Below are 22,343 nucleotides of genomic sequence, written 5' to 3' on the forward strand. Positions count from 1 at the left end.
TGTCCTGCCATTCGCGCCCGCAGCACTATTCAATTGGCGGCGCGGATTCCGAACAGGCGGTGTCCTTCCTGCGCTGCCCATCGCAGGGGATTGAAATCCATGGCGCATCCCAAAGGCAGCATTGCCCGCCCGCTTTCGCCGCATCTGTCGATCTGGAAATGGGGTCCGGCGATGGCCGCCTCGATCCTGCATCGCGTGTCGGGCAACGGTCTGGCGGTCGCGGGTGTTCTGGTGCTGCTCTGGTTCGTGGGCTCGCTCGCGGCTGGCCCTGCGGCGTATGAAACCTTTACCGGCGTGATGGGCAGCCCGGTCGGCATGATCGTTCTGGTCGGCATCAGCTGGGCGTTTTTCAACCATCTGTGCAGCGGCATCCGCCACCTCGTGCTGGACGTGGGCGCGGGTTACGAAGTCGATCGCAACAATCGCTGGTCCATCATCAGCATGCTGCTGGGCATTCTGCTGACCGTCCTGTTCTGGGCGGTGATCCTGTTCGCCAAGTGATTCAAGGGACGGGGATTAGATAAATGGGTAACGGAACTCGTATCGGCCGCGTTCGCGGGCTTGGCTCCTCGCATCACGGTGCGCATCACTGGCTGCTGCAGCGCTTTACCGCCGTCGGCAATCTGGTGCTGGTGCTGTGGCTGGTGTTCAGCCTCGCCACCATGCCCGATTATTCCTACGGCACGGTCTATGGCTGGCTTTCCAGCCCGTTTGCCGCCACCGCCATGGTGCTGCTGATCGTCTCCACCTTCTGGCATGCGCGTCTGGGCATGCAGGTGATGATGGAAGATTACCTGCATGGCGCGAACCGCTTTGCCGTGCTGCTGCTCCTCAATCTCGTGTTTGTCGCGCTGGGCGTCTTTGGCGTCATCAGCGTGATCCGCATCGCGCTGGGAGGCGCGTAAGATGGCCGATACCAATACCCCCGCCTACAAGATCATCGACCACACCTATGACACTGTCGTCGTGGGTGCGGGCGGTTCGGGCCTGCGCGCCACCATGGGCAGCGCCGAGGCCGGTCTGAAGACCGCCTGCATTACCAAGGTATTCCCCACGCGGTCGCATACCGTGGCGGCGCAGGGCGGCATCGCGGCATCTTTGGGCAACAACACGCCCGACCACTGGACGTGGCACATGTACGACACCGTCAAGGGGTCGGACTGGCTGGGCGACCAGGACGCCATCGAATATATGGTCCGCGAAGCGCCGCAGGCGGTGATCGAGCTGGAGCATGCGGGCGTTCCGTTTTCGCGTAACCCCGAAGGCACGATCTATCAGCGCCCGTTCGGCGGCCACATGCAGAACATGGGCGAAGGCCCGCCGGTGCAGCGCACCTGCGCCGCCGCCGACCGTACCGGCCACGCCATGCTGCACGCGCTGTATCAGCAGTCGCTGAAGTATGACGCGGATTTCTACATCGAATATTTCGCCATCGACCTGATCATGGTGAACGGCGAATGCAAGGGCGTGATCGCCATGTGCATGGACGATGGCTCGATCCATCGCTTCCGTTCGCACGCGGTCGTCCTCGCCACCGGTGGCTATGGCCGTTCCTATTTCACCGCCACCTCGGCCCATACCTGCACCGGCGACGGCGGCGGCATGGTGCTGCGCGCAGGGCTCCCGCTGCAGGACATGGAATTCGTGCAGTTCCACCCGACCGGCATCTACGGCGCGGGCGTGCTGATCACCGAAGGCGCGCGCGGCGAAGGCGGTTACCTGACGAACAGCGAAGGCGAGCGTTTCATGGAACGCTATGCCCCTTCGGCGAAAGACCTTGCTTCACGCGACGTGGTGTCGCGTTCGATGGCACTGGAAATCCGCGAAGGCCGCGGCGTCGGCCCGCACAAGGACCATATCTTCCTGCACCTCGATCACATCGATCCCGCCGTGCTGGCAGAGCGTCTTCCGGGCATTACCGAAAGCGGCAAGATCTTTGCAGGCGTCGACCTGACGCGCCAGCCGCTGCCGGTGGTGCCGACCGTCCACTACAACATGGGCGGCATCCCGTGTAACTATCACGGTCAGGTGGTCACCATCGGTGCCGATGGCGATCCGGAAACCGTGGTCCCCGGCCTCTATGCCGTGGGCGAAGCGGCCTGCGTGTCGGTCCATGGCGCGAACCGCCTTGGCTCCAACTCGCTGATCGACCTTGTCGTGTTCGGCCGCGCAACCGGCCACCACCTCAAGGACAACATCAAGCCGGGCACGGCGCATGACAATTTGCCGAAGGACAGCGCGGACTTCGCATTGTCGCGCCTCGACCACTTCCGCTATGCCAAGGGCGGTTCGCCGACCGCGGTCATCCGTGACGAGATGCAGCGCTGCATGTCGGCCCACGCCGCCGTGTTCCGCACCGACGAATCCATGGCCGAGGGCAAGGAAAAGCTGGCTGCGACCTACAAGAAGATGGAAGACATCTCGGTTGCGGATACCTCGCTGATCTGGAACTCGGATTTGATCGAGACGATGGAGCTCGACAATCTGATTTCGCAGGCGTCGGTCACCATGCATTCGGCTTTCAACCGCAAGGAAAGCCGCGGCGCCCACGCGCACGAGGATTTCCCCGAGCGTAACGATGCCGAATGGATGAAGCACACCGCCAGCTGGTTCGACGGCTGGGGCGGCAAGGGCGGCGCCGTGAAGCTGGATTACCGTCCGGTGCACGAATTCACGCTGACCGACGATGTGGAATATATCAAACCGAAGAAGCGCGTTTACTGATCCGCGCTACCGGTTCGGACGGATAGGGAAAGGGTCGGAGGCTTTGGGGCTTCCGGCCCTTTCTGTTTGATCAATCGTCCATGTCGAACATCGCAGTTGCGAGTAGCTGTACCCTATCCAAACGGCCCCCCGCGGCATCCGCGCGACTGATCACGATGGAAAAGCTGGGCTCTTCGGCGTTGGTATAGTTTGTCGACACCAATCCGTTATCCGACCAGCTTCCTGTCTCGTTCCAACGGCTTCGAAAATCGTCGCTGGCCAGAACGCGCTCGATGTCCGGTTGCAAGTCTGTATTGCCGCCTCCCGTGATATGACACATCGGCAATTGGCTTGAGACGACGAGCATATAGCCGGCACCGATGCTCGAATTGATCCGCCAGAAATGATTGGCCACTCGCAATTCTTTCGGTGGAAGGTTCACCTCGTCGGCCGAGTCCACAAGCCCCATCTGATCACCCAATCCGACGGTGGCGACAAAGCGCCCCGGCCCTTCCGCCCAGCTGGCGGGATTTAGCACCCATTCCTCGCAGCCGCGTAATGCTCCCGCGAACCCTCGCTCTAAATCAGTCTGTGCTTGGGCCGGACTTGCCAGCATGAGCCAAGGCAGCAGATAGGTTGCTCGCTTCATAACGCACCCCCGTCAATTTCGGCAGGATCTGATCGCCGGAAAATCCAATGACTACAACCGCGTCCGCACCAGCATCGCCTTGAGATAATTCCGGCCCGGCCGCAGCACGATCACCAGCACGCCCGCTGCCGCGACCAATGCGCCCGCGATCAGTTCCGGCCCGACATGGTCCCCTGTCAGCCATATGCCCAGCAGCACGGTGAACACCGGCGTCATCAAGGTCAGCGGCGCGATCAGGTTTACGTCGTGCTGGGTGATCATCCCGTAATAAAGCGTATGCGCGCCGATTGAGACGATCAGCCCCGAAAACAGCACCGCCGCCAGCGTGCCCCATGGCTCGGCGCTGACGGCCGCCGCCTGCCCGTCCTCCAGCATCAGTGACAGGGGCAGCAATACGATGGCCGAAATCGCCCCCGCCCAAGCCTGCATGCGCAAAGGCTCCAGCGACAGGCGTTTCAGCCCGACATTGCCCAGCGCACCCACAACCGACGATGCGCCCACGAACAGCAGCCCGATACTGCTCTGCCAGCCTGATGGCGATGCGACGGCGATTCCCACGCCCAGAAAGGTCAGCGCAATGCCCAAGCCGCGCCGCCAATGCACCTTTTCGCGCAACAGCACAATGGCGAACAGCACGGTCAGCGGCGCGCCCGTCAGGCTGACGATACCGGCAGCAGAGGGGCTTGCATCAGTCAGCCCGATGAACAGCAGCGCGAACGAGCCCCCGCTCACCGCCAGTGCAACAGCTGCGACAAGCAGGAAGCGGTCGGGTATGGGCCGCAACCACGGCGCCAGCGCCAGCGCAACCACCACGGACCGCAATGTTGCATAAAACAACGGAGGCAAAGCCAGTTCGCTGACCGCCAGTTTTGAGACAATCGTGTTCAACGCCCAGACAAGGCAGATCGCCGCCAGCAGTAGGAAGCTGCGAGCGTTCATCTGCCCTGTCGGCCCCCTAAACTCACCGTAGATCCGGCGCGGTCGTCTCTGCCTTCAGCATGGCGATCGCCTCGTCCAGCGAGCAGAATTTCTGCTGCTGTTCGCCCAATGTGCGGATCGCGACCGTGCCTTCCTCGGCCTCGCGCTTCCCAACGACCAACAGGTGCGGGACCTTGGCCACCGAATGTTCGCGGACCTTGTAGTTGATCTTCTCGTTCCGCAGATCGCTTTCCACGCGGATACCGGCTGCCTGCAATTTCGCCACCACCTCGTGCGCGTAATCGTCGGCATCGGACACGATGGTCGCCACTACCGCCTGCACCGGCGCGAGCCAAACGGGCAGCTTACCGGCGAAATGTTCGATCAGAATGCCGATAAAACGTTCGTAGGAGCCGAAAATCGCGCGGTGCAGCATCACGGGGCGATGCTTCTCGCCATCTTCACCCACATAGGTCGCGTCGAGCCGTTCGGGCAGAACACGGTCGGACTGGATCGTGCCCACCTGCCAGGTGCGGCCAATGGCGTCGGTCAGGTGCCATTCCAGCTTGGGCGCATAGAACGCGCCTTCGCCCGGCAGCTCTTCCCAGCCATATTCGTCGGTAGCGAGTCCCGCCTCGATCACCGCATTGCGCAACTCGTCCTCGGCCTTGTCCCAGTCGGCCTCGCTGCCGAAACGCTGTTCGGGGCGCAGCGCCAGCTTGATCGAATAGGTAAAGCCGAAATCCTTGTAGACGCGGTCGGCCAGTTCGCAGAAGGCGCGCACTTCGTCGACGATCTGGTCCTCGCGGCAGAAGATATGCGCATCGTCCTGCGTGAACTGGCGCACGCGCATCAACCCGTGGAGCGCGCCATGCGGCTCGTTCCGGTGGCAGCAGCCGTTTTCATACAGCCGGATCGGCAATTCGCGATAGCTGGTGATGCCCTGCTTGAACACCAGCACATGGGCCGGGCAGTTCATCGGCTTCAGCGCCATCCAGTCGGCATCGTGGCTAATGACGGGGCCTTCGTCCTCAACGTTCGGCACCTCGTCGGGCACCACGAACATGTTTTCGCGATACTTGCCCCAATGGCCCGATTTTTCCCACTGGCGCGCGTCCATCACCTGCGGGGTCTTGATCTCCTGATAGCCCGCCGCGTCGATGGCACGCCGCATATAGGCCTCAAGCTCGCGCCAGACCTTATAGCCGTTGGGATGCCAAAAAACGCTGCCGTGCGCCTCTTCCTGCAAGTGGAACAGGTCCATCTCGCGCGCCAGCTTGCGGTGGTCGCGCTTGGCGGCTTCTTCCAGACGCATCAGATGCGCGTTCAGCTGCTTCTTGTTGAGCCAGCCGGTGCCATATATGCGCGTCAGCTGCGCGTTCTTCTGGTCGCCGCGCCAATATGCACCGGCAACCCGCATCAGCTTGAACGCCTGCGGGTCCAGCTTGCCGGTCGAGGCAAGATGCGGCCCGCGACACATGTCGAGCCATGCGCCCTCGCTGTTCGGCTGGCCCGACCAGTATACGGTCAGTTCCTCGCCTTCAGGAAGCTCGGCGGCCCATTCGGCCTTGAACTTTTCGCCCTCGGCGTTCCAGCGGTCGATCAGCTGCTGACGCGACCAGACTTCGCGCACCAGCGGCTTGTCGGCCTTGATGATCTCGCGCATCTTTTCCTCGATCGCGGGAAGATCGTCCATGCCGAACGGCTCGCGGGTCGCGGGGGCCATCACATCGTAATAGAAACCGTCGTCGGTCGCGGGGCCAAAGGTGATCTGCGTGCCCGGCCACAATGCCTGCACCGCCTCTGCCAGAACATGGGCGTAATCGTGGCGCACGAGTTCGAGGGCATCTTCCTCGTCCTTTGCGGTCACCAGAGCAAGCTGCGCATCGCCGTCAAAGGGGCGCCCGATATCGCGCAATTCGCCGTCCACGCGCGCGGCAATCGCCGCCTTGGCAAGGCCGGGGCCGATGGCGGCGGCCACATCGGCGGGGCTGGAACCCGCCGGCATTTCGCGCACCGAACCGTCGGGCAGGCTGATCTTCAGAAGTTCGCTCATAATCTCTCGGGCCGATCAAAAGGGCAGAGGCGCGCCATGGCACAAGCGCGGCCAAGCCGGAAGGGGCGGCGTCAGCGAAAAACGGGCAATTTCGGGAAGAGACGCCATCTGCCCGAACCTGCGGGCCACGGCGGCAGCGTTCAGCGCGCGACCGACCGTGCCCGGGCAAAGCCGGTGGTAGTCGTTGTCGTCGATTTGCGCTGCTGCATCATGATGCCGGTTAGATAGTGACGGCACGCGCAAAAGTCATCCCGCAAAAGCACCTGTGCAGATCGTGTCATGGCTGCGCGTCATTTTGACAAGCTCGCTTGACAAAGCGGCCCCATTATGACAGGGAGGCTTTACATCAATTCAAGGAGGCTTGACCATGACCAATCGCAAGGCAGTTCTGTGGGGCGCGGGCATCATCGGGGTGGCGCTGCTCAATATCGCGGGCGTGCTGCCCGACTGGACCACATTCGTCGCCATCTCCACCCTGCCTGCACTGGCCGTAAGCTCGCGCCGGAGGTGCTGCGCGTGACGGGTGCGCGCAGCATGGCGCAGCGCCGCTATCTGCGGCGCATGGCGGTGGCGGCTGCGTTCTATGTCGCCACGCTGTTCGGGGGCAATTACCTGATCGATCATGCAGGCGTGACCGGCCCCGTCGTCTGGTTGCTGGCGCTGTTGCCGGGCCTGGGCGTGCTGGGTTTTATCGCCGCCATCGGCCTGCTGATCATCGAGGAGGAGGATGAATTCCTGCGCCTGCTGATCGTGCGGCAAACGCTGATCGCCACCGGCATCGCCCTGTCTGCCGCCACCGTCTGGGGCTTTTTCGAGGAATTCGGACTGGTCGCCCATGTCGAGGCTTTCTGGTGGGCGGTGATCTGGTTTTTCGGTTTCGGCATTGGCGGCGCGGTAAACCGCGTCACCATGGGCGCATGGGGAGAATGCGGGTGAAAAACCGCCTGAAAGTCCTGCGCGCCGAACGGGATTGGAGCCAGCAGCATCTGGCCGACCAGCTGGGCGTGTCGCGCCAGTCGGTCAATGCGATCGAGACGGGAAAATACGATCCCTCGCTCCCGCTGGCCTTTCGCATCGCGGCGCTGTTCGCCCTGCCGATCGAGGATATTTTTGCGCCCGATTGATTTTTCCCTGCCCTGGTAACCCTTTGCTTGACACTTGCCCCCTATGGCGTGACCTTTCGGGGCAAGGGTCACAGGGGTTTATCGATGGACGGAACGGGTGCGGGCTTTGGCGCAGGGGGCGGCATGCCGGATGGCAATGATCCGCCAGAACAGGCGGAAGCCCCGCTGTCGGCATTCAATTTCGAAGGCACGTGGCGCGAATTCGCCCCCATCGCCTTTACCAACCTGTTGCTGACCATCGTCACGCTGGGCATTTACCGGTTCTGGGCCACCACCCGCGAACGGCGCTATTTGTGGAGCCGCAGCCGGTTCATCGACGAACATCTGGAATGGACGGGCGTGGGCAAGGAATTGTTCTTCGGCTTCCTGATGGTCGCGGTGCTGTTCGGCATTCCCTTCCTCGTCCTGCAATTCGTGGTCGAGGCGCTGATGCTGCAGGGCTATCCCGGCGCAGGCGCGGCGGTGATGATCTCGATGTTCCTGCTGATCTTTTACCTGTCGGGCGTGGCGCGGTTCCGCGCACTGCGATACCGGCTGGGCCGCACGCACTGGCGCGGGATACGCGGCGGCAGTTACGAACCGGGCTTCAAATACGGTCTGTCCTATATGTGGAAATACACCGTCGGCTATCTGGCGATGGGCCTGATGGTGCCATGGGCGATGGTGTCTTTGTGGAACGAGCGCTGGGGCCATATGACATTCGGCCAGATGCGTTTTTCGGGACAGGCCGATTTCTCGCCGCTGATGAAGCGCTATCTGGTCGCCTATCTGGCGCCGTTCATCATCCTGGTGCTGGTGTTCGTCGCGGGCGTGGCGGCAGCGCTGGGCCTTGGCATGATGGAGGAATACGAGCCGGACAATCCGGCCAGCGCGACCAGCTTCATGTGGCTGTTCATCCTGGGCATGCTGGCGTTCTATCTGCTCTGGGGCCTCGCCTATCTGCTGTTCTATGCCAAATATATGCGCGTGGTGATTGGCGAGATGCGGCTGGGCGACGATATCAGCTTCGGCTTTTCGGCCAGCACGAAAGACTGGTTCAAGCTGATCATGGGCGATGTGGGGCTGGTCGTGGTGACATTGGGGATCGGCTGGATCTTCCTGTCCTATCGCCACTGGAAGTTCTTCATCACCCATCTGGAAGCCTATGGCGTGATCGATCCCGACGCGCTGATGCAGTCGGACACGCCGATGGCGAAACATGGCGAAGGGTTGCTGGATGCATTCGACATGGGCGCGATCTGACCGATGGGCGATACGGTCGAAGCCAGCTGGTATGACGGGCTGACTGCGAAGAAGCGCGACGGTCATGCCGCTCTGGCTGGCAGCGAGCTGCTGTTGACAGAGGATGACGGCACCCGAACGGCAATGCCGCTTCAGGATTTGCGTTTCGTCGAAACGCGTCCCGAAGGGCCGGTGCTGACGCTGAACGACAATCGCGGGTTCCGCCTGCGTTTGCTGGGGGCGATTCCCGACGATCTGGCGGCCCGCTTGCCGGGTGAAAGCCGCTATGGTCACTGGATCGACGGGCTTGGCCTGCCCAGGGCGGCCGTGCTGTTTGCCGGGATCAGCGCGGTGGCGCTGGCGGTGGTGATGACCGCGCCCAGCTGGCTGGGCCCGATGATTCCCGCATCGTGGGAACGGCGCGCGGGCGATGCGATCATCGGCGATATGGGCAATACATTGTGCCATTCGCCCGCGGGCGATCGCGCCCTGCTGCGTCTGGCGCAGGAAATCGATCCCGACCGCCCCGTCACCCGCGTCGACATCGCCAATATCGGCATGGTCAACGCTGTCGCCCTGCCCGGCGGGCGCGTGGTGGTGTTCGACGGGCTGGTACAGGAAGCGGAAAGCGCGGATGAGCTGGCGGGCGTGGTGGCGCATGAAATCGGCCATGTGCGCGAACGCCATGTGATGCAGGCCCTGTTGCGGCAGTTCGGCCTGTCGATCTTGCTGGGCGGGTTCAATTCCGATGTCGGCAGCGGCATTTTCGGCATCGCGTCGACCAGCTATACCCGCGCGGCAGAGCGCGAGGCGGACGATTACGCCCGCGAAAGGCTGGCGGCGGCCGATATTTCTCCGCTGGGTGCGGCGGCGTTTTTCGAACGGTTGAAGGACGATCACGGCGACGGGCCCGAATGGGCCGCATGGGTCGCCACCCATCCGGTGCCGTCCGAACGGCAGAAACAGTTCGAGGATGCGGCGCGGCAGGGCGCCGATTACCGGCCCGCCCTGCCGGAAGCCGACTTTGCCGCGCTGAAAGCCAGTTGCAAGGAAGACGCGGACGTCGAAGAGTTCTATTTCTGACCCCCCGAACGGAGAACGACAGAGCATGGCCGAAAACGCGCTTCCCGACATCGCCTTTGCCGCCAGCCCCGACGGCTTGTCGCTCGCCTATCGCCATGCTGCGGGGTCCGGCCCGCTGATCGTGTTCCTGCCCGGTTACATGTCGGACATGGCTGGGTCCAAGGCAGAAGCTGTGCTGCAATGGGCAGTGGACAACGGGCGTGGGTGCCTGCTGCTCGATTATTCGGGCTGCGGGAAAAGCGCAGGGCGGTTTGCCGATGGCACATTGTCGCGCTGGCGCGGGGAAGTGCTGCATCTGATCGAACAGGCCGGTGCGGGCACGGCGGAAACGCCTGTCCTGCTGATAGGATCGTCGATGGGCGGCTGGCTGATGCTGCTGGTCGCGGGTGCGCTGGTTCAGGCAGAGGGCGACGAGGCGCTGGCAGGCATGATCGGCATTGCCGCCGCGCCCGATTTCACCAGTTGGGGCTATGACGAGAAGCAGCGCGCCGTGCTGGCGGGCGGCAAGGTGCTGTACGAAGACAATCCCTATGGGCCCGAACCCACGCCGACGCATCCCGGGTTTTTCGCCGATGCCGAGGCGCAATTGCTATTATCCGACCCGCTGGCGATCCACGCGCCGGTGCGCCTGTTGCACGGGCAGCGCGACGCCGACGTGCCGTGGGAAACCTCGATCCGGCTGGCGCATGCACTGGCCGGAGAGGATGTGCGCGTCGCGCTGGTCAAGGATGGCGACCATCGCCTGTCGCGCCCGCAGGATATAGCGCTGCTACTATCCACCATCGAAGAACTGCTCGCATCGGATCATTGAGGCTGGGGCCATCCACCCCATATCGGGGCACATGACGACACTTTCCGTACTCGATTTCGCGCCCATCGTCGAAGGCGGCACTGCTACCGACGCCTTGGCCGCCAGCGCCCGCATCGCCGCCCATGCCGAGGCAGAGGGATACAAGCGGTTCTGGCTGGCCGAACATCACGCCATGGCCGGCATCGCCAGCAGCGCGGTGGCCGTGTGCCTTGCCCATATCGGCCATGCGACCAGCACTATTCGCATCGGCGCGGGCGGGATCATGCTGCCCAATCACAACCCTTTCGTGATCGCCGAACAATTCGGCACGCTGGACGCGCTGTTTCCCGGACGGATCGATCTGGGTCTTGGCCGCGCACCGGGTGCCGACGGACGCATCGCGCGCATGCTGCGCAAGGATCTGCACGGCGCGGCGGAACAATTCCCGCAGGATGTGGTCGAATTGCAGGCGATTTTCGCGGGCGACGAACGCCTGCCGCTGCAGGCCACGCCCGGCGCGGGGGCCAATCCCGAAATCTGGCTACTCGGCTCCAGCCTGTTTGGCGCGCAACTGGCCGCGCGGCTGGGCCTGCCCTATGCCTTTGCCGCCCATTTCGCGCCGTCGCAGCTTGACGATGCGCTGCGGGTCTATCGCGAATTCTTCCAGCCGTCCGAAGCATGCGAAAAGCCGCATGTTATGGTGGGCACCAATGCCTATGCTGCGGAAACCACCGAAGAAGCCTATCTGATGGCATCCAGCATGGACCAGAGCTTTGTCGCATTGCGCACCGGCCATCCGGGCAAGCTGCCTCCGCCGGTTCCCGGCTATCGCGACAGCCTGCCCCCGCAGGCGGCTGCGACATTACAGGCGATGCGGTCGGTCAGCGCCATCGGCACGCGCGGGGAAGTGGCCGAAAGCCTGACCGCGCTGATCCGCCGCACCGGCGCGGACGAGCTTGTTTTGGCGGGCAACACCTTTGATCCTGCCGCACGCGCGAGGTCGCTTTCGCTTACCATGCAGGCGATGAAAGCCGCCTGTCCCGCCTGATCCGGCGGAAAGCCGCTTGCCATCCGCAGCCTCTATGCCCTAGCCCTACGCGCCGCTGGCCCGGCGCGCGAATGCCGGGGGGAGAAGGAACGGAATGAACCAAGCAGACGTCATCATCGTTGGCGCGGGCCATGGCGGCGCGGCCGCCGCACTTGCCCTTCGGCAGGCCGGTTTCGAAGGGTCGATCGCCATGATCGGGCGCGAAAAGGAAGCCCCCTACGAACGTCCGCCGCTGTCCAAGGAATATCTGGCGCGCGAGAAGGAATTCGAACGGCTTTATATCCGCCCTCCCCAGTTCTGGGAGGACAAGGATATCCGCCTGATCCTCGGCACCAGCGTGACCGAGATCGAGCCGCGCGGCAAAAGCGTAAAGCTCTCTAACGGCGAGCAGATGGGATACACCCATCTGATCTGGGCAGCGGGCGGCGATGCGCGGCGCCTGTCGTGTTCGGGCGCGGATCTGCGCGGCGTGCATGCGGTGCGCACCCGCGCCGATGCGGACCGCATGATGGCCGAAATCGATGCGGGCGCGAAACGCTGTGTCGTCATCGGCGGCGGCTATATCGGGCTGGAAGCGGCCGCCGTGCTGCGCAAGCTGGATATCGAGGTTGTGCTAATCGAAATGCTCGACCGCGTGCTGGCGCGCGTTGCGGGCGAAACCCTGTCGCGTTTCTATGAACAGGAACACCGCGATCACGGCGTGAACATCATGCTGGAAACCGGCGTCGATTGCATTCTGGGCGACGGCGACAAGGTAACCGGCGTGAAACTGGCCGACGGCAGCGAGATCGAGGCAGACATGGTGATCGTTGGCATCGGCATCGTGCCGTCGATCGGACCGCTGATCGTGGCGGGCGCGACGGGCGCGAACGGCGTGGATGTCGACGAATATTGCCGCACGTCGCTCGACGACATCTACGCCATCGGCGATTGCGCGGCCCATGCCAACGATTACGCCGATGGCGCGGTGATTCGGCTGGAAGCGGTGCAGAACGCGAACGACATGGCCAAGACCGCCGCCATGGCGATCTGCGGCGACAAGCAGCCGTACAAGGCGACGCCATGGTTCTGGTCGAACCAGTATGATCTGAAATTGCAGACCGTGGGCCTGTCGATCGGTTTCGACCATTTCGTCGTGCGCGGCGATCCGGCCACGCGCAGCTTTTCCGTTATCTATCTACGTGACGGCAAGGTCGTGGCGCTGGACTGCGTGAACAAGGTCAAGGACTATGTTCAGGGCAAGAAGCTGGTCGAACGCCATGCGGTGATCGATCCGGCTCTGCTGGCCGATAATGACGTGCCGTTAAAGGAAATGGCAGAGGGCTAGGTCGCGGGCTGGCGCGTTTCCGCCAGCCGCGCCAGCGCCCAGCCGGCCGCTTCTGCGACCACGGGATCGGAATCGGTCAGCAAGGCGCTGACCGGTTCCGCCAGCGCGGCATCGCCGCTGTTCCCCGCCGCGATGAGGCAATTGCGCACGAACCGGTCGCGCCCGATCCGCTTTATGGGAGAGCCGGAGAACAGCACCCGGAACCCCGCATCGTCCAGCGCCAGCAGTTCGCGCAGGCGCGGTGCGACCAGTTCGGCGCGCGGCAGGAACGCGCGGTTCGCCGCCGCGCTTTGCGCAAAGCTGTTCCACGGGCACACGGCAAGGCAATCGTCGCAGCCATAGATACGATTGCCCATCGCGGCGCGGAATTCATGCGGGATCGGGCCCTTATGCTCGATGGTGAGATAGGAAATACACCGCCGCGCATCGATCTGGCGGGGCGCGGGAAAGGCATTGGTGGGGCAGGCATTCAGGCAGGCCGTGCACGAACCGCAGCGGTCCTGATGCGGTTCGTCGGGCCGGAACGCCAGAGTGGTATAGATCGCGCCCAGAAACAGCCAGCTGCCATGCTGGCGGCTGACCATATTGGTATGCTTGCCCTGCCAGCCGATGCCCGCAGCCTCGCCCAGCGGTTTTTCCATCACGGGGGCGGTATCGACAAAGACCTTAACCCCCGCCTCGATCCCCTGTTTCGCCGCTTCCCCGACCAGCCAGCGCGCCAGCCGCTTCAGCGCCTTTTTCACCGTATCGTGATAATCGCGCCCCTGCGCATAGACCGAAATGCGGGCGCGATCCCTCGCATCGGCCAGCGCCAGCGGGTCATGTGCGGGGGCATAGCTCATGCCCAGGGCGATCACGCTTTGCGCTTCGGGCCAAAGGATCTGCGGCGCGCCGCGCTGGTCGGCGCGGTCCTCCATCCAGCCCATCGATCCGTGGCGGTCCTGCGCCAGCCAGTCGCGCAGCCGTGCAATCCGGCGCGGGTCGGCGCCCGCGCCTGCGATCCCCGCGGCGGCGAAACCTTCCTTTTGCGCCTGTTCCAGAAGCGCTTGCCTTAGAAGTTCAAGCCTGTCAGCGCTTGACCCGTTCAAATGCCTTAACCTTATTTTGCGAGTTTGCGGGGCAAAGCCGCTCTCTCTTACGGGAATTCTACTTGCAGCAGGCGATGACACAAGCGTTCGATCAAACCCGGTTCACCCCCCTTGACGACAGCAACCGCCCTCTGGCGATCGAAGCAAGGGGGCTGGTCAAGCGTTTCGACGGGGTTCTGGCGGTGGACGGCGTGGATATCGCCGTGCCCGAAGGGTCGATCTTCGGCATACTCGGCCCCAATGGCGCGGGCAAGACGACGACATTGCGCATGCTGCTGGGCATTATCGACCCCGATCAGGGCACCCGCCGCGTCTTGGGGAGCGAGGATCCGCACGCGCTGGCCAATCGCATCGGCTATCTGCCGGAAGAGCGGGGGCTGTATCCCGCGATGAAGGCCGTGGATGCCATCGCCTTTGTCGGCGCGCTGCGCGGCCTGCCCACGGCAGAGGGGCGCAAGCGCGGCTATCGCCTGCTGGAAGAGCACGGTTTCGCGCATATTGCGGACCGCCAGATTCGCCAGATGTCCAAGGGACAGGCCCAAACGGTGCAGCTTTTGGCCACATTGGTGCACGATCCGGCACTGGTCGTGCTGGACGAACCGTTCTCGGGCCTCGACGCGATCAGCCAGGGGCGGCTGGAGCGGACCATTCGCGGCCTTGCCGAAAAAGGCACAACGGTGATCTTTTCCACCCATGTCCTCGCCCATGCGGAACGTCTGTGCGAACGCATCGCGATCATCGCGGGCGGGCGGGTGCCGTTCCACGGCCTTGTCTCTACCGCGCGCGACCGTTTGCCGCCGCAGGTGCATCTGGAAACCCGCACCATCGACGGACCATGGCGCGCGGCACTGCCCGCCGATGCGCAGCCGCAGATCAAGGCGACCGGCGGGGCGCTATGGGCATTTTCGCTGCCCGACGACGGCGTCGAACCGCTGCTGACCGCGCTGGTGGAAGGCAAGGCGGGGATCCAGGCGCTTTCCATAGAACGGGCGGGACTGCACGATGCGTTCGTCGCCATTGCGGGCGAGGCCGCGGCCAAGGCGCTGGAAGACGACGGCAAGGGTGCGGAGAGCGCGAAATGAAGCATTTCCTGTCCAAGATCATGGTCATCGCGCGCCGTGATTTCCGCGCGATCCTGTTCAGCCGGTCGTTCCTGTTCTTCATCCTTGGCCCGCTGTTTCCGGTGATCGTCGCATGGATGGCGGGCGGCATCGGCGCCAGCGTTCAGGGCGCTGCGGGCGAGGCGAGGCTGGGCATTGCGATGAGCGAGACCGAAAGCGCGCTGATCAGCGATGCGCGCCAGTCGCTGCACCATGCCCTGCCCAAGCTGCCCGGTCTGGAGATGCTGCAAGGCGACCGCAACGGCACGGGCGAGATCAGGGCCGTGATGGCCGACGGTCCGGGCGAGCGCAATGTCGCCGCCGTGCTGGCGGGCACATTGGACGAACCCAGCCTGTCGGGCCCGTCGAACCGCATCGCGGCATGGCAGGGCGATGTCAGCCTGCTGGTCGACGAGGCGCGGCGGCTGCGCGACTTGCGGGCAGGCGCGCAGCAACGCGAATGGCCCGCGATCACCATGCAACCCATGGCCCAGCCCAGCCAGGTGGACGAAGCGGGCGGGCGCATCCGCACCGCGCAGGCGGGACAGACGCTGCTGTTCCTGCTGACCATGCTGCTGGCAGGCATGGTGCTGTCGAACCTTGTCGAGGAAAAGGCGAACAAGATCATCGAAGTGCTGGCCGCCGCCGTGCCGATGGACGCGGTGTTTTTCGGCAAGCTGCTGGCGATGCTGGGCGTCAGCTTTGTCGGCATTGCCGTGTGGGGCAGCGCGGCGGCGCTGGTGTTGGTGGCGGGCGGCAGCGGGCTTTCGATGTTGGCGACGCCGGCAGTCGGCTGGCCGGTGTTCATCCTGCTGTGCATCGCCTATTTCGCTTGCGCCTATCTGTTGCTGGGATCGCTGTTCCTGTCGATCGGCGGTCTGGCGGCCACGGTGCGCGAGGTGCAGACTTTGTCCATGCCCGTCACCATGGCGCAATTGCTGGTGTTCTTTCTTGCGTCCTATGCGCTGGGCCATCAGGGGCAGCCCATCGAAATGGCGGCAGCGATTTTCCCCTTCTCCTCGCCCTTTGCGATGCTGGCACGCGCAGCGATGCAGCCCGAAATCTGGCCCCATTTCGTCGCCATCGCGTGGCAGGCCCTGTGGGTGTTCCTGATTGTGCGCGCGGGCGCGGCGCTGTTCCGCAAGACGGTGATGAAATCGGGTCCGGCCAAGGGCAGGCGCGGACTGGGCACGTTACTGTCGCAATCGGTCCGCTCGTTCAGGCGCGCCTAAGGCGGGATGGGGTAACAGGGGCGGCATGACCCATGATCGCCGCAGCTTTGTCGGATTGCTTCTTGCGGGCGCGCTGTCCCCGCTGGCAACGGCCTGCGGTCAAAGCGCCGAGGCGAAGCAGGCATTCCCTTTTACGCTAAGCGACGCGCAATGGCGCAAGCGGCTGACTGCGGCGGAATATCGCATCCTGCGCGAAGCGGGCACCGAGCGGGCTTTCTCCTCCCCGCTCGACAAGGAAAAGCGCGCGGGCATCTTCGCCTGCGCGGGCTGCGGCCACCGGCTGTTTTCGTCGCGCACTAAATATGACAGCCGCACCGGCTGGCCCAGTTTCTATCGTCCGCTGCAAGGCGCCATCGGCACGAGCACCGATTACAAGATCGGCTATCCCCGTACCGAAGTGCATTGCGCCAATTGCGGCGGCCATCTGGGCCATGTGTTCAATGACGGACCCAAGCCCACCGGCAAGCGTTACTGTATGAACGGGCTGGCACTGGATTTCATTCCCGGCGCTGCCTAAGGGCAACAGGCGCAGCCAAAACGCGCCACCGACAGGGCAGTGGAAACGCTGCCTATTCGACTCCGACGATTTTCACGGCTAGAGCACAATAATGACTGCCGAACAGGCCCCTAACAAACCGCTGACACCGCTGCTGGATACGGTCGACACGCCCAACGATCTGCGCAGGCTGGCCCCGTCGCAATTGCGCCAGCTGGCTGACGAGCTGCGGCTGGAGATGATCGATGCCGTCGGGCAGACCGGCGGCCATCTGGGGTCCGGCCTTGGCGTGGTCGAACTGACCACCGCGATCCATTACGTGTTCAACACGCCCGAAGATCGCCTGATCTGGGATGTCGGCCACCAGGCCTATCCCCACAAGATCCTGACGGGCCGGCGCGACCGTATCCGCACCCTGCGTCAGGGCGGCGGGCTGTCGGGCTTTACCAAGCGGAGCGAAAGCGAATACGACCCGTTCGGCGCGGCGCACAGCTCCACCTCGATCAGCGCGGCGCTGGGCTTTGCGGTGGCCAACAAGCTGTCGGGCAGGCCCGGCAAGGGCATCGCCGTCATCGGCGACGGCGCGATGAGCGCGGGCATGGCGTATGAAGCCATGAACAATGCCGAACAGGCGGGCAACCGTCTGGTCGTGATCCTGAACGACAATGACATGTCGATCGCGCCGCCCGTTGGCGGATTGTCAAGCTATCTTGCCCGCCTCGTGTCTTCGGGCCGCTTCCTTGGCCTGCGCGAACTGGCGCGCAAATTCGCGCGCAAGCTGCCCCGCCCGCTGCATGTCGCCGCGCGCAAGACCGACGAATTCGCCCGCGGCATGGCGATGGGCGGCACCTTGTTCGAAGAGCTTGGCTTTTATTACGTCGGCCCCATCGACGGGCACGATCTGGAAGCGCTGGTTCCCGTTCTGGAAAACGTGCGCGATGCCGCCGAGGGGCCGTGCCTGATCCATGTCGTCACGCAAAAGGGCAAGGGCTATGCCCCTGCGGAACAGAGCGCCGACAAATATCACGGCGTGCAGAAGTTCAACGTCGTCACGGGCGAGCAGAAAAAGTCCAGGGGCGGACCGCCCAAATATCAGGACGTGTTCGGCGAAACCCTTGCGAAACTGGCCGAAACCGACGACCGCATCTGCGCCATCACTGCCGCCATGCCCAGCGGCACCGGCGTCGATATTTTCAACAAGGCCCACCCCGACCGCAGCTTCGACGTCGGCATTGCGGAACAGCATGCGGTGACCTTTGCCGCCGGTCTTGCGGCCGAAGGCATGCGCCCGTTCTGCGCGATCTATTCCACCTTTTTGCAGCGCGCCTTCGATCAGGTGGTGCATGACGTGGCGATCCAGAACCTGCCCGTGCGCTTTGCCATCGACCGCGCCGGTCTGGTCGGCGCGGACGGGGCGACCCACGCGGGCAGTTTCGACGTGACCTATCTGGCGACGCTGCCGAACATGGTGGTGATGGCCGCGGCTGACGAGGCGGAGCTGGCGCATATGACCTATACCGCCGCTTGCCATGACAGCGGCCCGATCGCCTTCCGCTATCCGCGCGGCGAAGGGACCGGCGTGCCCATGCCCGAACAGCCCGAACGGCTTGAAATCGGCAAGGGGCGTATCGTGCGCGAGGGCAGCAAGATCGCGATCCTGTCGCTGGGCACCCGCCTTGCCGAGGGGCTGAAGGCTGCCGACCAGCTTGAGGCAAAAGGCCTGTCCACGACCGTGGCGGACTTGCGCTTTGCCAAGCCGCTGGACGAGGCGATGATCCGACGCCTGATCGCCAGCCACGAAGTGGTCGTCACTGTCGAGGAAGGCGCCATCGGCGGGCTTGGCGCCCATGTGCTGACGATGGCCAGCGACGAGGGGCTGCTGGACAACGGCCTGAAGATCCGCACCATGCGCCTGCCCGACATTTTCCAGGACCACGACGCGCCCGACAGGCAATATGACGAAGCCGGACTGAATGCCGCCAATATCGTCGATACGGTCCTGAAAGCGCTGCGCCACAACAGCGCGGGGGTCGAGGAAGCGCGGGCCTAGGGCCGTGGGGTGTCGATCACCCCAGCCACCGCCATACGCCCGCAGCCACGCCGCCCAGCGGCAGATGCAGCCAGCTGATCCCTAGCCATAGGGCCAGCGCGCCCAGCCACATCACCGGCGATATGCGCGCAAGGCCGGACAGTTTCGGGAAGAAGCTCGTCCGGGCCTGCCAACCGGTCCACGCATCGCCCAGCTGCCCCTGTTTCTTGCGGTCCTGCATGGCCGAACCGCCCAGTCCCAGCACGATAAACGCGCCCATCAGGAACAATGTGCGCGGTTCGGGCGCCAGCAGAATATGCGAAAACGCCCAGAGTGAGATGCCCCACATCATCGGGTGGCGGGTAACCGCGAAGGCTCCCGTCGGCTCCTTGCTGGCGGCCAGTTCGGCGGCTTTGGGCGAAGGAGCGGCGGGATTGCCCGCGAAACTGCCGATCAGCAGCAGCAGGGCAAAGAATGTGATGAGCATCGCCGCGATCCATGCCCAGTCGGCATAGGCGGGCCATGCATAGGGGCCACGCGGTGCCTCGGCAAAGGCATAGACCGTCCAGCCCAGCGTGACGACGGCGACGATCGAATAGGCCGCGATAAAACTCGCCTGCCCCAGCAGCGATATCAGCGGCTTGCGCAGCTGATGCGTCAGGATGATGTGGGTGCCCACGAATACGATCGCCGCCGACAGCAGGAAGGAAAGCCTCAGGTCCATGCGGGTTTCCTATCCTTGCTATGCGGCGGGATCGTGGCGCGCCTTGCCGGGCTGGCCGTTTGGCGGGTTCAGCCCTTTACTTCGGGATGAACCCCGCCTGCCAGCGCCTCGCCAGCCTCGCTTTGGCCCAGAAGGTCATCGCCAACATTATCGTCCTGTAACGTATCCAGATGCATCAGCCAGCGAATGGCGGGTGAAAGCACCAGCACGACAACGCCGATTCCGATCGCATACCAGCCCACCGTGGAATAAACCGACAGGACCAGTTCGCGCCCGGCTTCTTCACCTTCCAGCCCTTCGCCGCCCGCTGCCTTGGAAATCAGGCCAGCCGCGAAATTGCCGGTGGCCGATGCAAAGAACCATGTTCCCATGATCAGCGACGCCATATGCGCCGGCGCCAGCCGGTTCATCGAAGAAAGGCCGACAGGCGACAGGCAAAGCTCACCCGTGGTGTGGAGGAGATAGATCAGGAAGATAAAGATCACCGGCACCGCGCTGACGCCCGCCGCATTGGCCCCCCATACGAGCACGAGGAAGCCGAGACCGACCTGAATAACGCCAAGGCCGAATTTGAAAGGAGCAGAAGGCTCCTTCCCCTTGCGGCCCAGCAGGGTCCATCCCCACGCAAAGAACGGTGCCAGCAGGAAGATATAGGCCGCATTCAGCGACTGGAACATCGAGGCAGGCATTTGCCACCCGAAGATCGAGCGATCGACGTGGCGGTCAGTGAACAGGTTCAACGAATTGCCCGCCTGTTCGAACAGGGCCCAGAATACGATCGATACAAAGATCAGGAACATGGCGGCGAAGATGCGGTCACGCTCTTCAGATGGCAGTTTCACGACCGAATAGGCGACCACGCCAATCACCAGTATCGCACCGAAGATGCCCAGCAGCGTGCCGACCACGTCCTGGTTCTGCACCATCCACCAGCAGACGACGACGGCCACCAGACCCACGGCATAGAGCCCGAATTCCAGTCCTTTGGACAAGGCCTTGGGCGGTTCTCCGCGGCCCAGAAGATATGGTTTGCCGATAACGAACACGATCAGACCCAGCAGCATGCCAACGCCTGCCGCACCGAAGCCGTATGACCAGCCATAAACCTCGCCCAGATAGCCGCATAACAGCGAGCCGAGAAATGCGCCGAGATTAATGCCCATGTAAAAGATGGTATAGGCCGGATCACGCCGCGCATCGGTGCGCGGATAAAGCTGGCCCACGATTACCGAAATATTGGCCTTCAAAAAGCCGGAACCCACGATGATAAAGGCCAGCGCCAGCCAGAAGATATTGAGCGAGGCCTGATCCTGACCGCCGGTCCCTTCAAAACCCATCAGGAAATGGCCAAACGTCAGTATAACCGCACCATACAACACGGCCTTCCTCTGCCCGAGCCAGCGGTCCGCCAGATAGCCGCCCAAAACCGGCGTGATATAGACCAGCGCGGTATAGGCACCGTATATGACCCCGGCCTCTCCATCGGAAAAAAGCCAGTGCTTGGTGAGATAGAAAATAAGCAGGGCGCGCATTCCGTAATAGGAAAAACGCTCCCACATCTCGGCAAAAAACAGGATGAACAGGCCTTTGGGGTGGCCAAGAATAGTTCCGCGGGCGTCGCCGCTTTGCTCGTAACTGGTCGCCATCGGAGGCCTTTTGTCCTTGTTTTATCTCGGGCTCGAAAGCGGGCACAGTAAAGCATCGCAGGCGCGGGTAAAGCCCGATTGTTGCATTTGAAACCGGTGGCGTTGCGCGCGGGCAACGCTGCGGGCTGCCTTGTCTGCACGGGTGTATTATGCCACTATAACGCCATGGCCCGCGACACAGGAATTCACAAGACGCGTCCCGTCTATCTTAAACTGCGCGACGAGATTGTCGCCGCGATCCTGACCGGCCGCTTTAAAGAGGGTGAACTGCTTCCTTCGGTTCGTGCGTTCGCGGCGCAACAGGGCGCAAATCCCCTGACGGTGGCAAAGGCGTATCAGCAATTTCAGGACGATGGGCTGATCGCGGTGCGGCGCGGGATCGGGGTCGAATTGCTGACGGGCGCGCGGGCGCGACTGCTGGAATCGGAGCGGGAGCAATTCCTGGCCGAGGATTGGCCTGCCATTCAAACACGCATCGAATTACTGGAACTGAACCGCGCATTCCTTGCCGGCGAATTGGATGCGACAACCGCAAACTAATCCCGATCGGTGATTTTCCTATCCTTTTTCGTAAGATCCGCCCTGCTTGGCGGACTGTTTCGCCCTTGAATGTTGCGCCTGCGAATGGCATGTTCCTGCGCATTCCGCTCATTGCACTCAATTTCTGGACTGGGAGGGGCCCGGCCGGATCGGGAGGTTCGACAAGCGGATGCCGACGGGGTCGCAGCCACGGCAAACGGGGTGTAAGCGTATGATCAGGTCCGAACTCATCCAGACACTCGCGCGGGAAAATCCCGAGCTTCGTCCCGAAGAGGTGGAGGCCGTGGTCAGTACATTCTTCGATGCCATCACCGACCGGTTGGCACAGGGCGGCCGCGTTGAATTGCGGGGTTTCGGCGCATTTTCCACGCGCGAACGCTCGGCGCGCGCGGGGCGCAACCCGCGCACCGGCGAAACCGTCGAAGTGCCGGGCAAGAAAGTGCCCTATTTCAAGGCGGGCAAGGAAATGCGCGAACGGCTTAACGGCTGAACCCGCGCCCGAACGCAATCATCGTCACATTTTAATTCTCCCGCGCATTGCGCGGCAATCGGCGTTGCACGGCGCGCAG

23 protein-coding genes are annotated in these 22,343 nt (G+C 63.3%); 17 read left to right on the top strand and 6 right to left on the bottom strand.

The features are described from left to right. The first annotated feature begins 99 nt into the window (after positions 1–99). Genes sdhC through sdhA form a run of 3 tightly spaced genes read left to right on the top strand, consistent with a single transcriptional unit; the run spans position 100 to position 2,724 of the window. The gene (gene sdhC / locus LOZ77_RS13000; protein WP_230279433.1) at positions 100–501 is read left to right on the top strand and encodes a succinate dehydrogenase, cytochrome b556 subunit; all 402 of its coding nucleotides are present in this window, start codon (positions 100–102) and stop codon (positions 499–501) included. A gap of 23 nt (positions 502–524) precedes the next feature. Beyond that, a complete protein-coding gene (sdhD, locus tag LOZ77_RS13005; protein WP_230279434.1) occupies positions 525–905 on the top strand; it encodes a succinate dehydrogenase, hydrophobic membrane anchor protein in 381 nt (126 codons plus the stop codon). A 1-nt stretch (position 906) separates the two neighbouring features. Further along, complete coding sequence (gene sdhA, locus LOZ77_RS13010) at positions 907–2,724, top strand: succinate dehydrogenase flavoprotein subunit (RefSeq protein ID WP_230279435.1); 1,818 nt, start codon at positions 907–909, stop codon at positions 2,722–2,724. Positions 2,725–2,794: 70 nt separating this feature from the next. On the opposite strand, the gene LOZ77_RS13015 is transcribed toward sdhA, so the two are convergent. The 3 genes from LOZ77_RS13015 to thrS are packed head-to-tail and all read right to left on the bottom strand — an operon-like array spanning position 2,795 to position 6,326. Further along, positions 2,795–3,352 (bottom strand): hypothetical protein, encoded by a 558-nt coding sequence (locus LOZ77_RS13015; protein ID WP_230279436.1) that lies wholly within the window; start codon positions 3,350–3,352, stop codon positions 2,795–2,797. Between the two features lie 51 nt (positions 3,353–3,403). Beyond that, the gene (locus LOZ77_RS13020; protein WP_230279437.1) at positions 3,404–4,291 is read right to left on the bottom strand and encodes a DMT family transporter; all 888 of its coding nucleotides are present in this window, start codon (positions 4,289–4,291) and stop codon (positions 3,404–3,406) included. A gap of 22 nt (positions 4,292–4,313) precedes the next feature. Next, positions 4,314–6,326, bottom strand: coding sequence for a threonine--tRNA ligase (gene thrS, locus LOZ77_RS13025; protein ID WP_230279438.1), 2,013 nt, complete (start codon positions 6,324–6,326; stop codon positions 4,314–4,316). A gap of 367 nt (positions 6,327–6,693) precedes the next feature. On the opposite strand from thrS, the gene LOZ77_RS13030 reads away from it, so the two are divergent. From LOZ77_RS13030 to LOZ77_RS13065, 8 genes are all read left to right on the top strand, one after another. Beyond that, positions 6,694–6,846, top strand: coding sequence for a hypothetical protein (locus LOZ77_RS13030; protein ID WP_230279439.1), 153 nt, complete (start codon positions 6,694–6,696; stop codon positions 6,844–6,846). After that, complete coding sequence (locus LOZ77_RS13035) at positions 6,843–7,262, top strand: hypothetical protein (protein ID WP_230279440.1); 420 nt, start codon at positions 6,843–6,845, stop codon at positions 7,260–7,262. The genes LOZ77_RS13030 and LOZ77_RS13035 overlap by 4 nt, the downstream gene beginning before the upstream one ends. Continuing rightward, positions 7,259–7,450: a helix-turn-helix transcriptional regulator gene (locus LOZ77_RS13040; protein WP_230279441.1), complete on the top strand. Its 192-nt coding sequence runs from the start codon at positions 7,259–7,261 to the stop codon at positions 7,448–7,450. Before LOZ77_RS13035 ends, LOZ77_RS13040 begins: the two co-directional genes overlap by 4 nt. A gap of 84 nt (positions 7,451–7,534) precedes the next feature. Then, complete coding sequence (locus LOZ77_RS13045) at positions 7,535–8,692, top strand: YjgN family protein (RefSeq protein ID WP_370638009.1); 1,158 nt, start codon at positions 7,535–7,537, stop codon at positions 8,690–8,692. Between the two features lie 3 nt (positions 8,693–8,695). After that, entirely contained in the window at positions 8,696–9,754 is a 1,059-nt protein-coding gene (locus LOZ77_RS13050; RefSeq protein ID WP_230279442.1) for a M48 family metallopeptidase, read from the top strand. Between the two features lie 25 nt (positions 9,755–9,779). Continuing rightward, positions 9,780–10,565 (top strand): alpha/beta hydrolase, encoded by a 786-nt coding sequence (locus LOZ77_RS13055; protein ID WP_230279443.1) that lies wholly within the window; start codon positions 9,780–9,782, stop codon positions 10,563–10,565. A 31-nt stretch (positions 10,566–10,596) separates the two neighbouring features. Beyond that, positions 10,597–11,592, top strand: a complete 996-nt coding sequence (locus LOZ77_RS13060) for an LLM class flavin-dependent oxidoreductase (RefSeq protein ID WP_230279444.1) — start codon at positions 10,597–10,599, stop codon at positions 11,590–11,592. Positions 11,593–11,686: 94 nt separating this feature from the next. After that, positions 11,687–12,919 (top strand): NAD(P)/FAD-dependent oxidoreductase, encoded by a 1,233-nt coding sequence (locus LOZ77_RS13065; RefSeq protein WP_230279445.1) that lies wholly within the window; start codon positions 11,687–11,689, stop codon positions 12,917–12,919. Here LOZ77_RS13065 and queG read toward each other — a convergent pair. Beyond that, complete coding sequence (gene queG / locus LOZ77_RS13070) at positions 12,916–14,007, bottom strand: tRNA epoxyqueuosine(34) reductase QueG (RefSeq protein ID WP_230279446.1); 1,092 nt, start codon at positions 14,005–14,007, stop codon at positions 12,916–12,918. The genes LOZ77_RS13065 and queG overlap by 4 nt on opposite strands. Positions 14,008–14,081: 74 nt before the next feature. Here queG and LOZ77_RS13075 point away from each other — a divergent pair, with 74 nt between their 5' ends. The 4 genes from LOZ77_RS13075 to dxs all read left to right on the top strand — a co-directional run bounded on the left by LOZ77_RS13075 (position 14,082) and on the right by dxs (position 18,885). Continuing rightward, positions 14,082–15,089: an ABC transporter ATP-binding protein gene (locus LOZ77_RS13075; RefSeq protein WP_230279447.1), complete on the top strand. Its 1,008-nt coding sequence runs from the start codon at positions 14,082–14,084 to the stop codon at positions 15,087–15,089. Continuing rightward, positions 15,086–16,339 (top strand): ABC transporter permease, encoded by a 1,254-nt coding sequence (locus LOZ77_RS13080; RefSeq protein ID WP_230279448.1) that lies wholly within the window; start codon positions 15,086–15,088, stop codon positions 16,337–16,339. The genes LOZ77_RS13075 and LOZ77_RS13080 overlap by 4 nt, the downstream gene beginning before the upstream one ends. A 25-nt stretch (positions 16,340–16,364) precedes the next feature. After that, a complete protein-coding gene (msrB, locus tag LOZ77_RS13085) occupies positions 16,365–16,856 on the top strand; it encodes a peptide-methionine (R)-S-oxide reductase MsrB (protein ID WP_230279449.1) in 492 nt (163 codons plus the stop codon). Between the two features lie 91 nt (positions 16,857–16,947). Then, positions 16,948–18,885 (top strand): 1-deoxy-D-xylulose-5-phosphate synthase, encoded by a 1,938-nt coding sequence (gene dxs, locus LOZ77_RS13090; RefSeq protein ID WP_230279450.1) that lies wholly within the window; start codon positions 16,948–16,950, stop codon positions 18,883–18,885. Between the two features lie 16 nt (positions 18,886–18,901). On the opposite strand, the gene LOZ77_RS13095 is transcribed toward dxs, so the two are convergent. After that, positions 18,902–19,588 (bottom strand): NnrU family protein, encoded by a 687-nt coding sequence (locus LOZ77_RS13095; protein ID WP_230279451.1) that lies wholly within the window; start codon positions 19,586–19,588, stop codon positions 18,902–18,904. 68 nt (positions 19,589–19,656) lie between these two features. After that, a complete protein-coding gene (locus tag LOZ77_RS13100; protein ID WP_230279452.1) occupies positions 19,657–21,234 on the bottom strand; it encodes a peptide MFS transporter in 1,578 nt (525 codons plus the stop codon). Positions 21,235–21,399: 165 nt separating this feature from the next. On the opposite strand from LOZ77_RS13100, the gene LOZ77_RS13105 reads away from it, so the two are divergent. Then, positions 21,400–21,774, top strand: coding sequence for a GntR family transcriptional regulator (locus LOZ77_RS13105; RefSeq protein WP_230279453.1), 375 nt, complete (start codon positions 21,400–21,402; stop codon positions 21,772–21,774). A 211-nt stretch (positions 21,775–21,985) separates the two neighbouring features. Next, the gene (locus LOZ77_RS13110; RefSeq protein ID WP_230279454.1) at positions 21,986–22,264 is read left to right on the top strand and encodes an integration host factor subunit beta; all 279 of its coding nucleotides are present in this window, start codon (positions 21,986–21,988) and stop codon (positions 22,262–22,264) included. Positions 22,265–22,343 lie beyond the last annotated feature (79 nt).

The sequence above is a fragment of the Croceicoccus sp. Ery15 genome, assembly GCF_020985305.1.
In the GTDB taxonomy this organism is placed as follows: Bacteria; Pseudomonadota; Alphaproteobacteria; order Sphingomonadales; family Sphingomonadaceae; genus Croceicoccus.

Coding starts and splice junctions, on each gene's coding strand:
- LOZ77_RS13060 (WP_230279444.1), top strand. CDS start 10,597: ATGACGACACTTTCCGTACTCGATTTCGCGCCCATCGTCGAAGGCGGC.
- LOZ77_RS13030 (WP_230279439.1), top strand. CDS start 6,694: ATGACCAATCGCAAGGCAGTTCTGTGGGGCGCGGGCATCATCGGGGTG.
- LOZ77_RS13015 (WP_230279436.1), bottom strand. CDS start 3,352: ATGAAGCGAGCAACCTATCTGCTGCCTTGGCTCATGCTGGCAAGTCCG.
- LOZ77_RS13110 (WP_230279454.1), top strand. CDS start 21,986: ATGATCAGGTCCGAACTCATCCAGACACTCGCGCGGGAAAATCCCGAG.
- LOZ77_RS13020 (WP_230279437.1), bottom strand. CDS start 4,291: ATGAACGCTCGCAGCTTCCTACTGCTGGCGGCGATCTGCCTTGTCTGG.
- LOZ77_RS13055 (WP_230279443.1), top strand. CDS start 9,780: ATGGCCGAAAACGCGCTTCCCGACATCGCCTTTGCCGCCAGCCCCGAC.
- msrB (WP_230279449.1), top strand. CDS start 16,365: ATGACCCATGATCGCCGCAGCTTTGTCGGATTGCTTCTTGCGGGCGCG.
- sdhA (WP_230279435.1), top strand. CDS start 907: ATGGCCGATACCAATACCCCCGCCTACAAGATCATCGACCACACCTAT.
- dxs (WP_230279450.1), top strand. CDS start 16,948: ATGACTGCCGAACAGGCCCCTAACAAACCGCTGACACCGCTGCTGGAT.
- LOZ77_RS13075 (WP_230279447.1), top strand. CDS start 14,082: ATGACACAAGCGTTCGATCAAACCCGGTTCACCCCCCTTGACGACAGC.
- LOZ77_RS13050 (WP_230279442.1), top strand. CDS start 8,696: ATGGGCGATACGGTCGAAGCCAGCTGGTATGACGGGCTGACTGCGAAG.
- sdhD (WP_230279434.1), top strand. CDS start 525: ATGGGTAACGGAACTCGTATCGGCCGCGTTCGCGGGCTTGGCTCCTCG.
- LOZ77_RS13095 (WP_230279451.1), bottom strand. CDS start 19,588: ATGGACCTGAGGCTTTCCTTCCTGCTGTCGGCGGCGATCGTATTCGTG.
- LOZ77_RS13105 (WP_230279453.1), top strand. CDS start 21,400: ATGGCCCGCGACACAGGAATTCACAAGACGCGTCCCGTCTATCTTAAA.
- LOZ77_RS13080 (WP_230279448.1), top strand. CDS start 15,086: ATGAAGCATTTCCTGTCCAAGATCATGGTCATCGCGCGCCGTGATTTC.
- sdhC (WP_230279433.1), top strand. CDS start 100: ATGGCGCATCCCAAAGGCAGCATTGCCCGCCCGCTTTCGCCGCATCTG.
- LOZ77_RS13045 (WP_370638009.1), top strand. CDS start 7,535: ATGGACGGAACGGGTGCGGGCTTTGGCGCAGGGGGCGGCATGCCGGAT.
- LOZ77_RS13100 (WP_230279452.1), bottom strand. CDS start 21,234: ATGGCGACCAGTTACGAGCAAAGCGGCGACGCCCGCGGAACTATTCTT.
- LOZ77_RS13065 (WP_230279445.1), top strand. CDS start 11,687: ATGAACCAAGCAGACGTCATCATCGTTGGCGCGGGCCATGGCGGCGCG.
- thrS (WP_230279438.1), bottom strand. CDS start 6,326: ATGAGCGAACTTCTGAAGATCAGCCTGCCCGACGGTTCGGTGCGCGAA.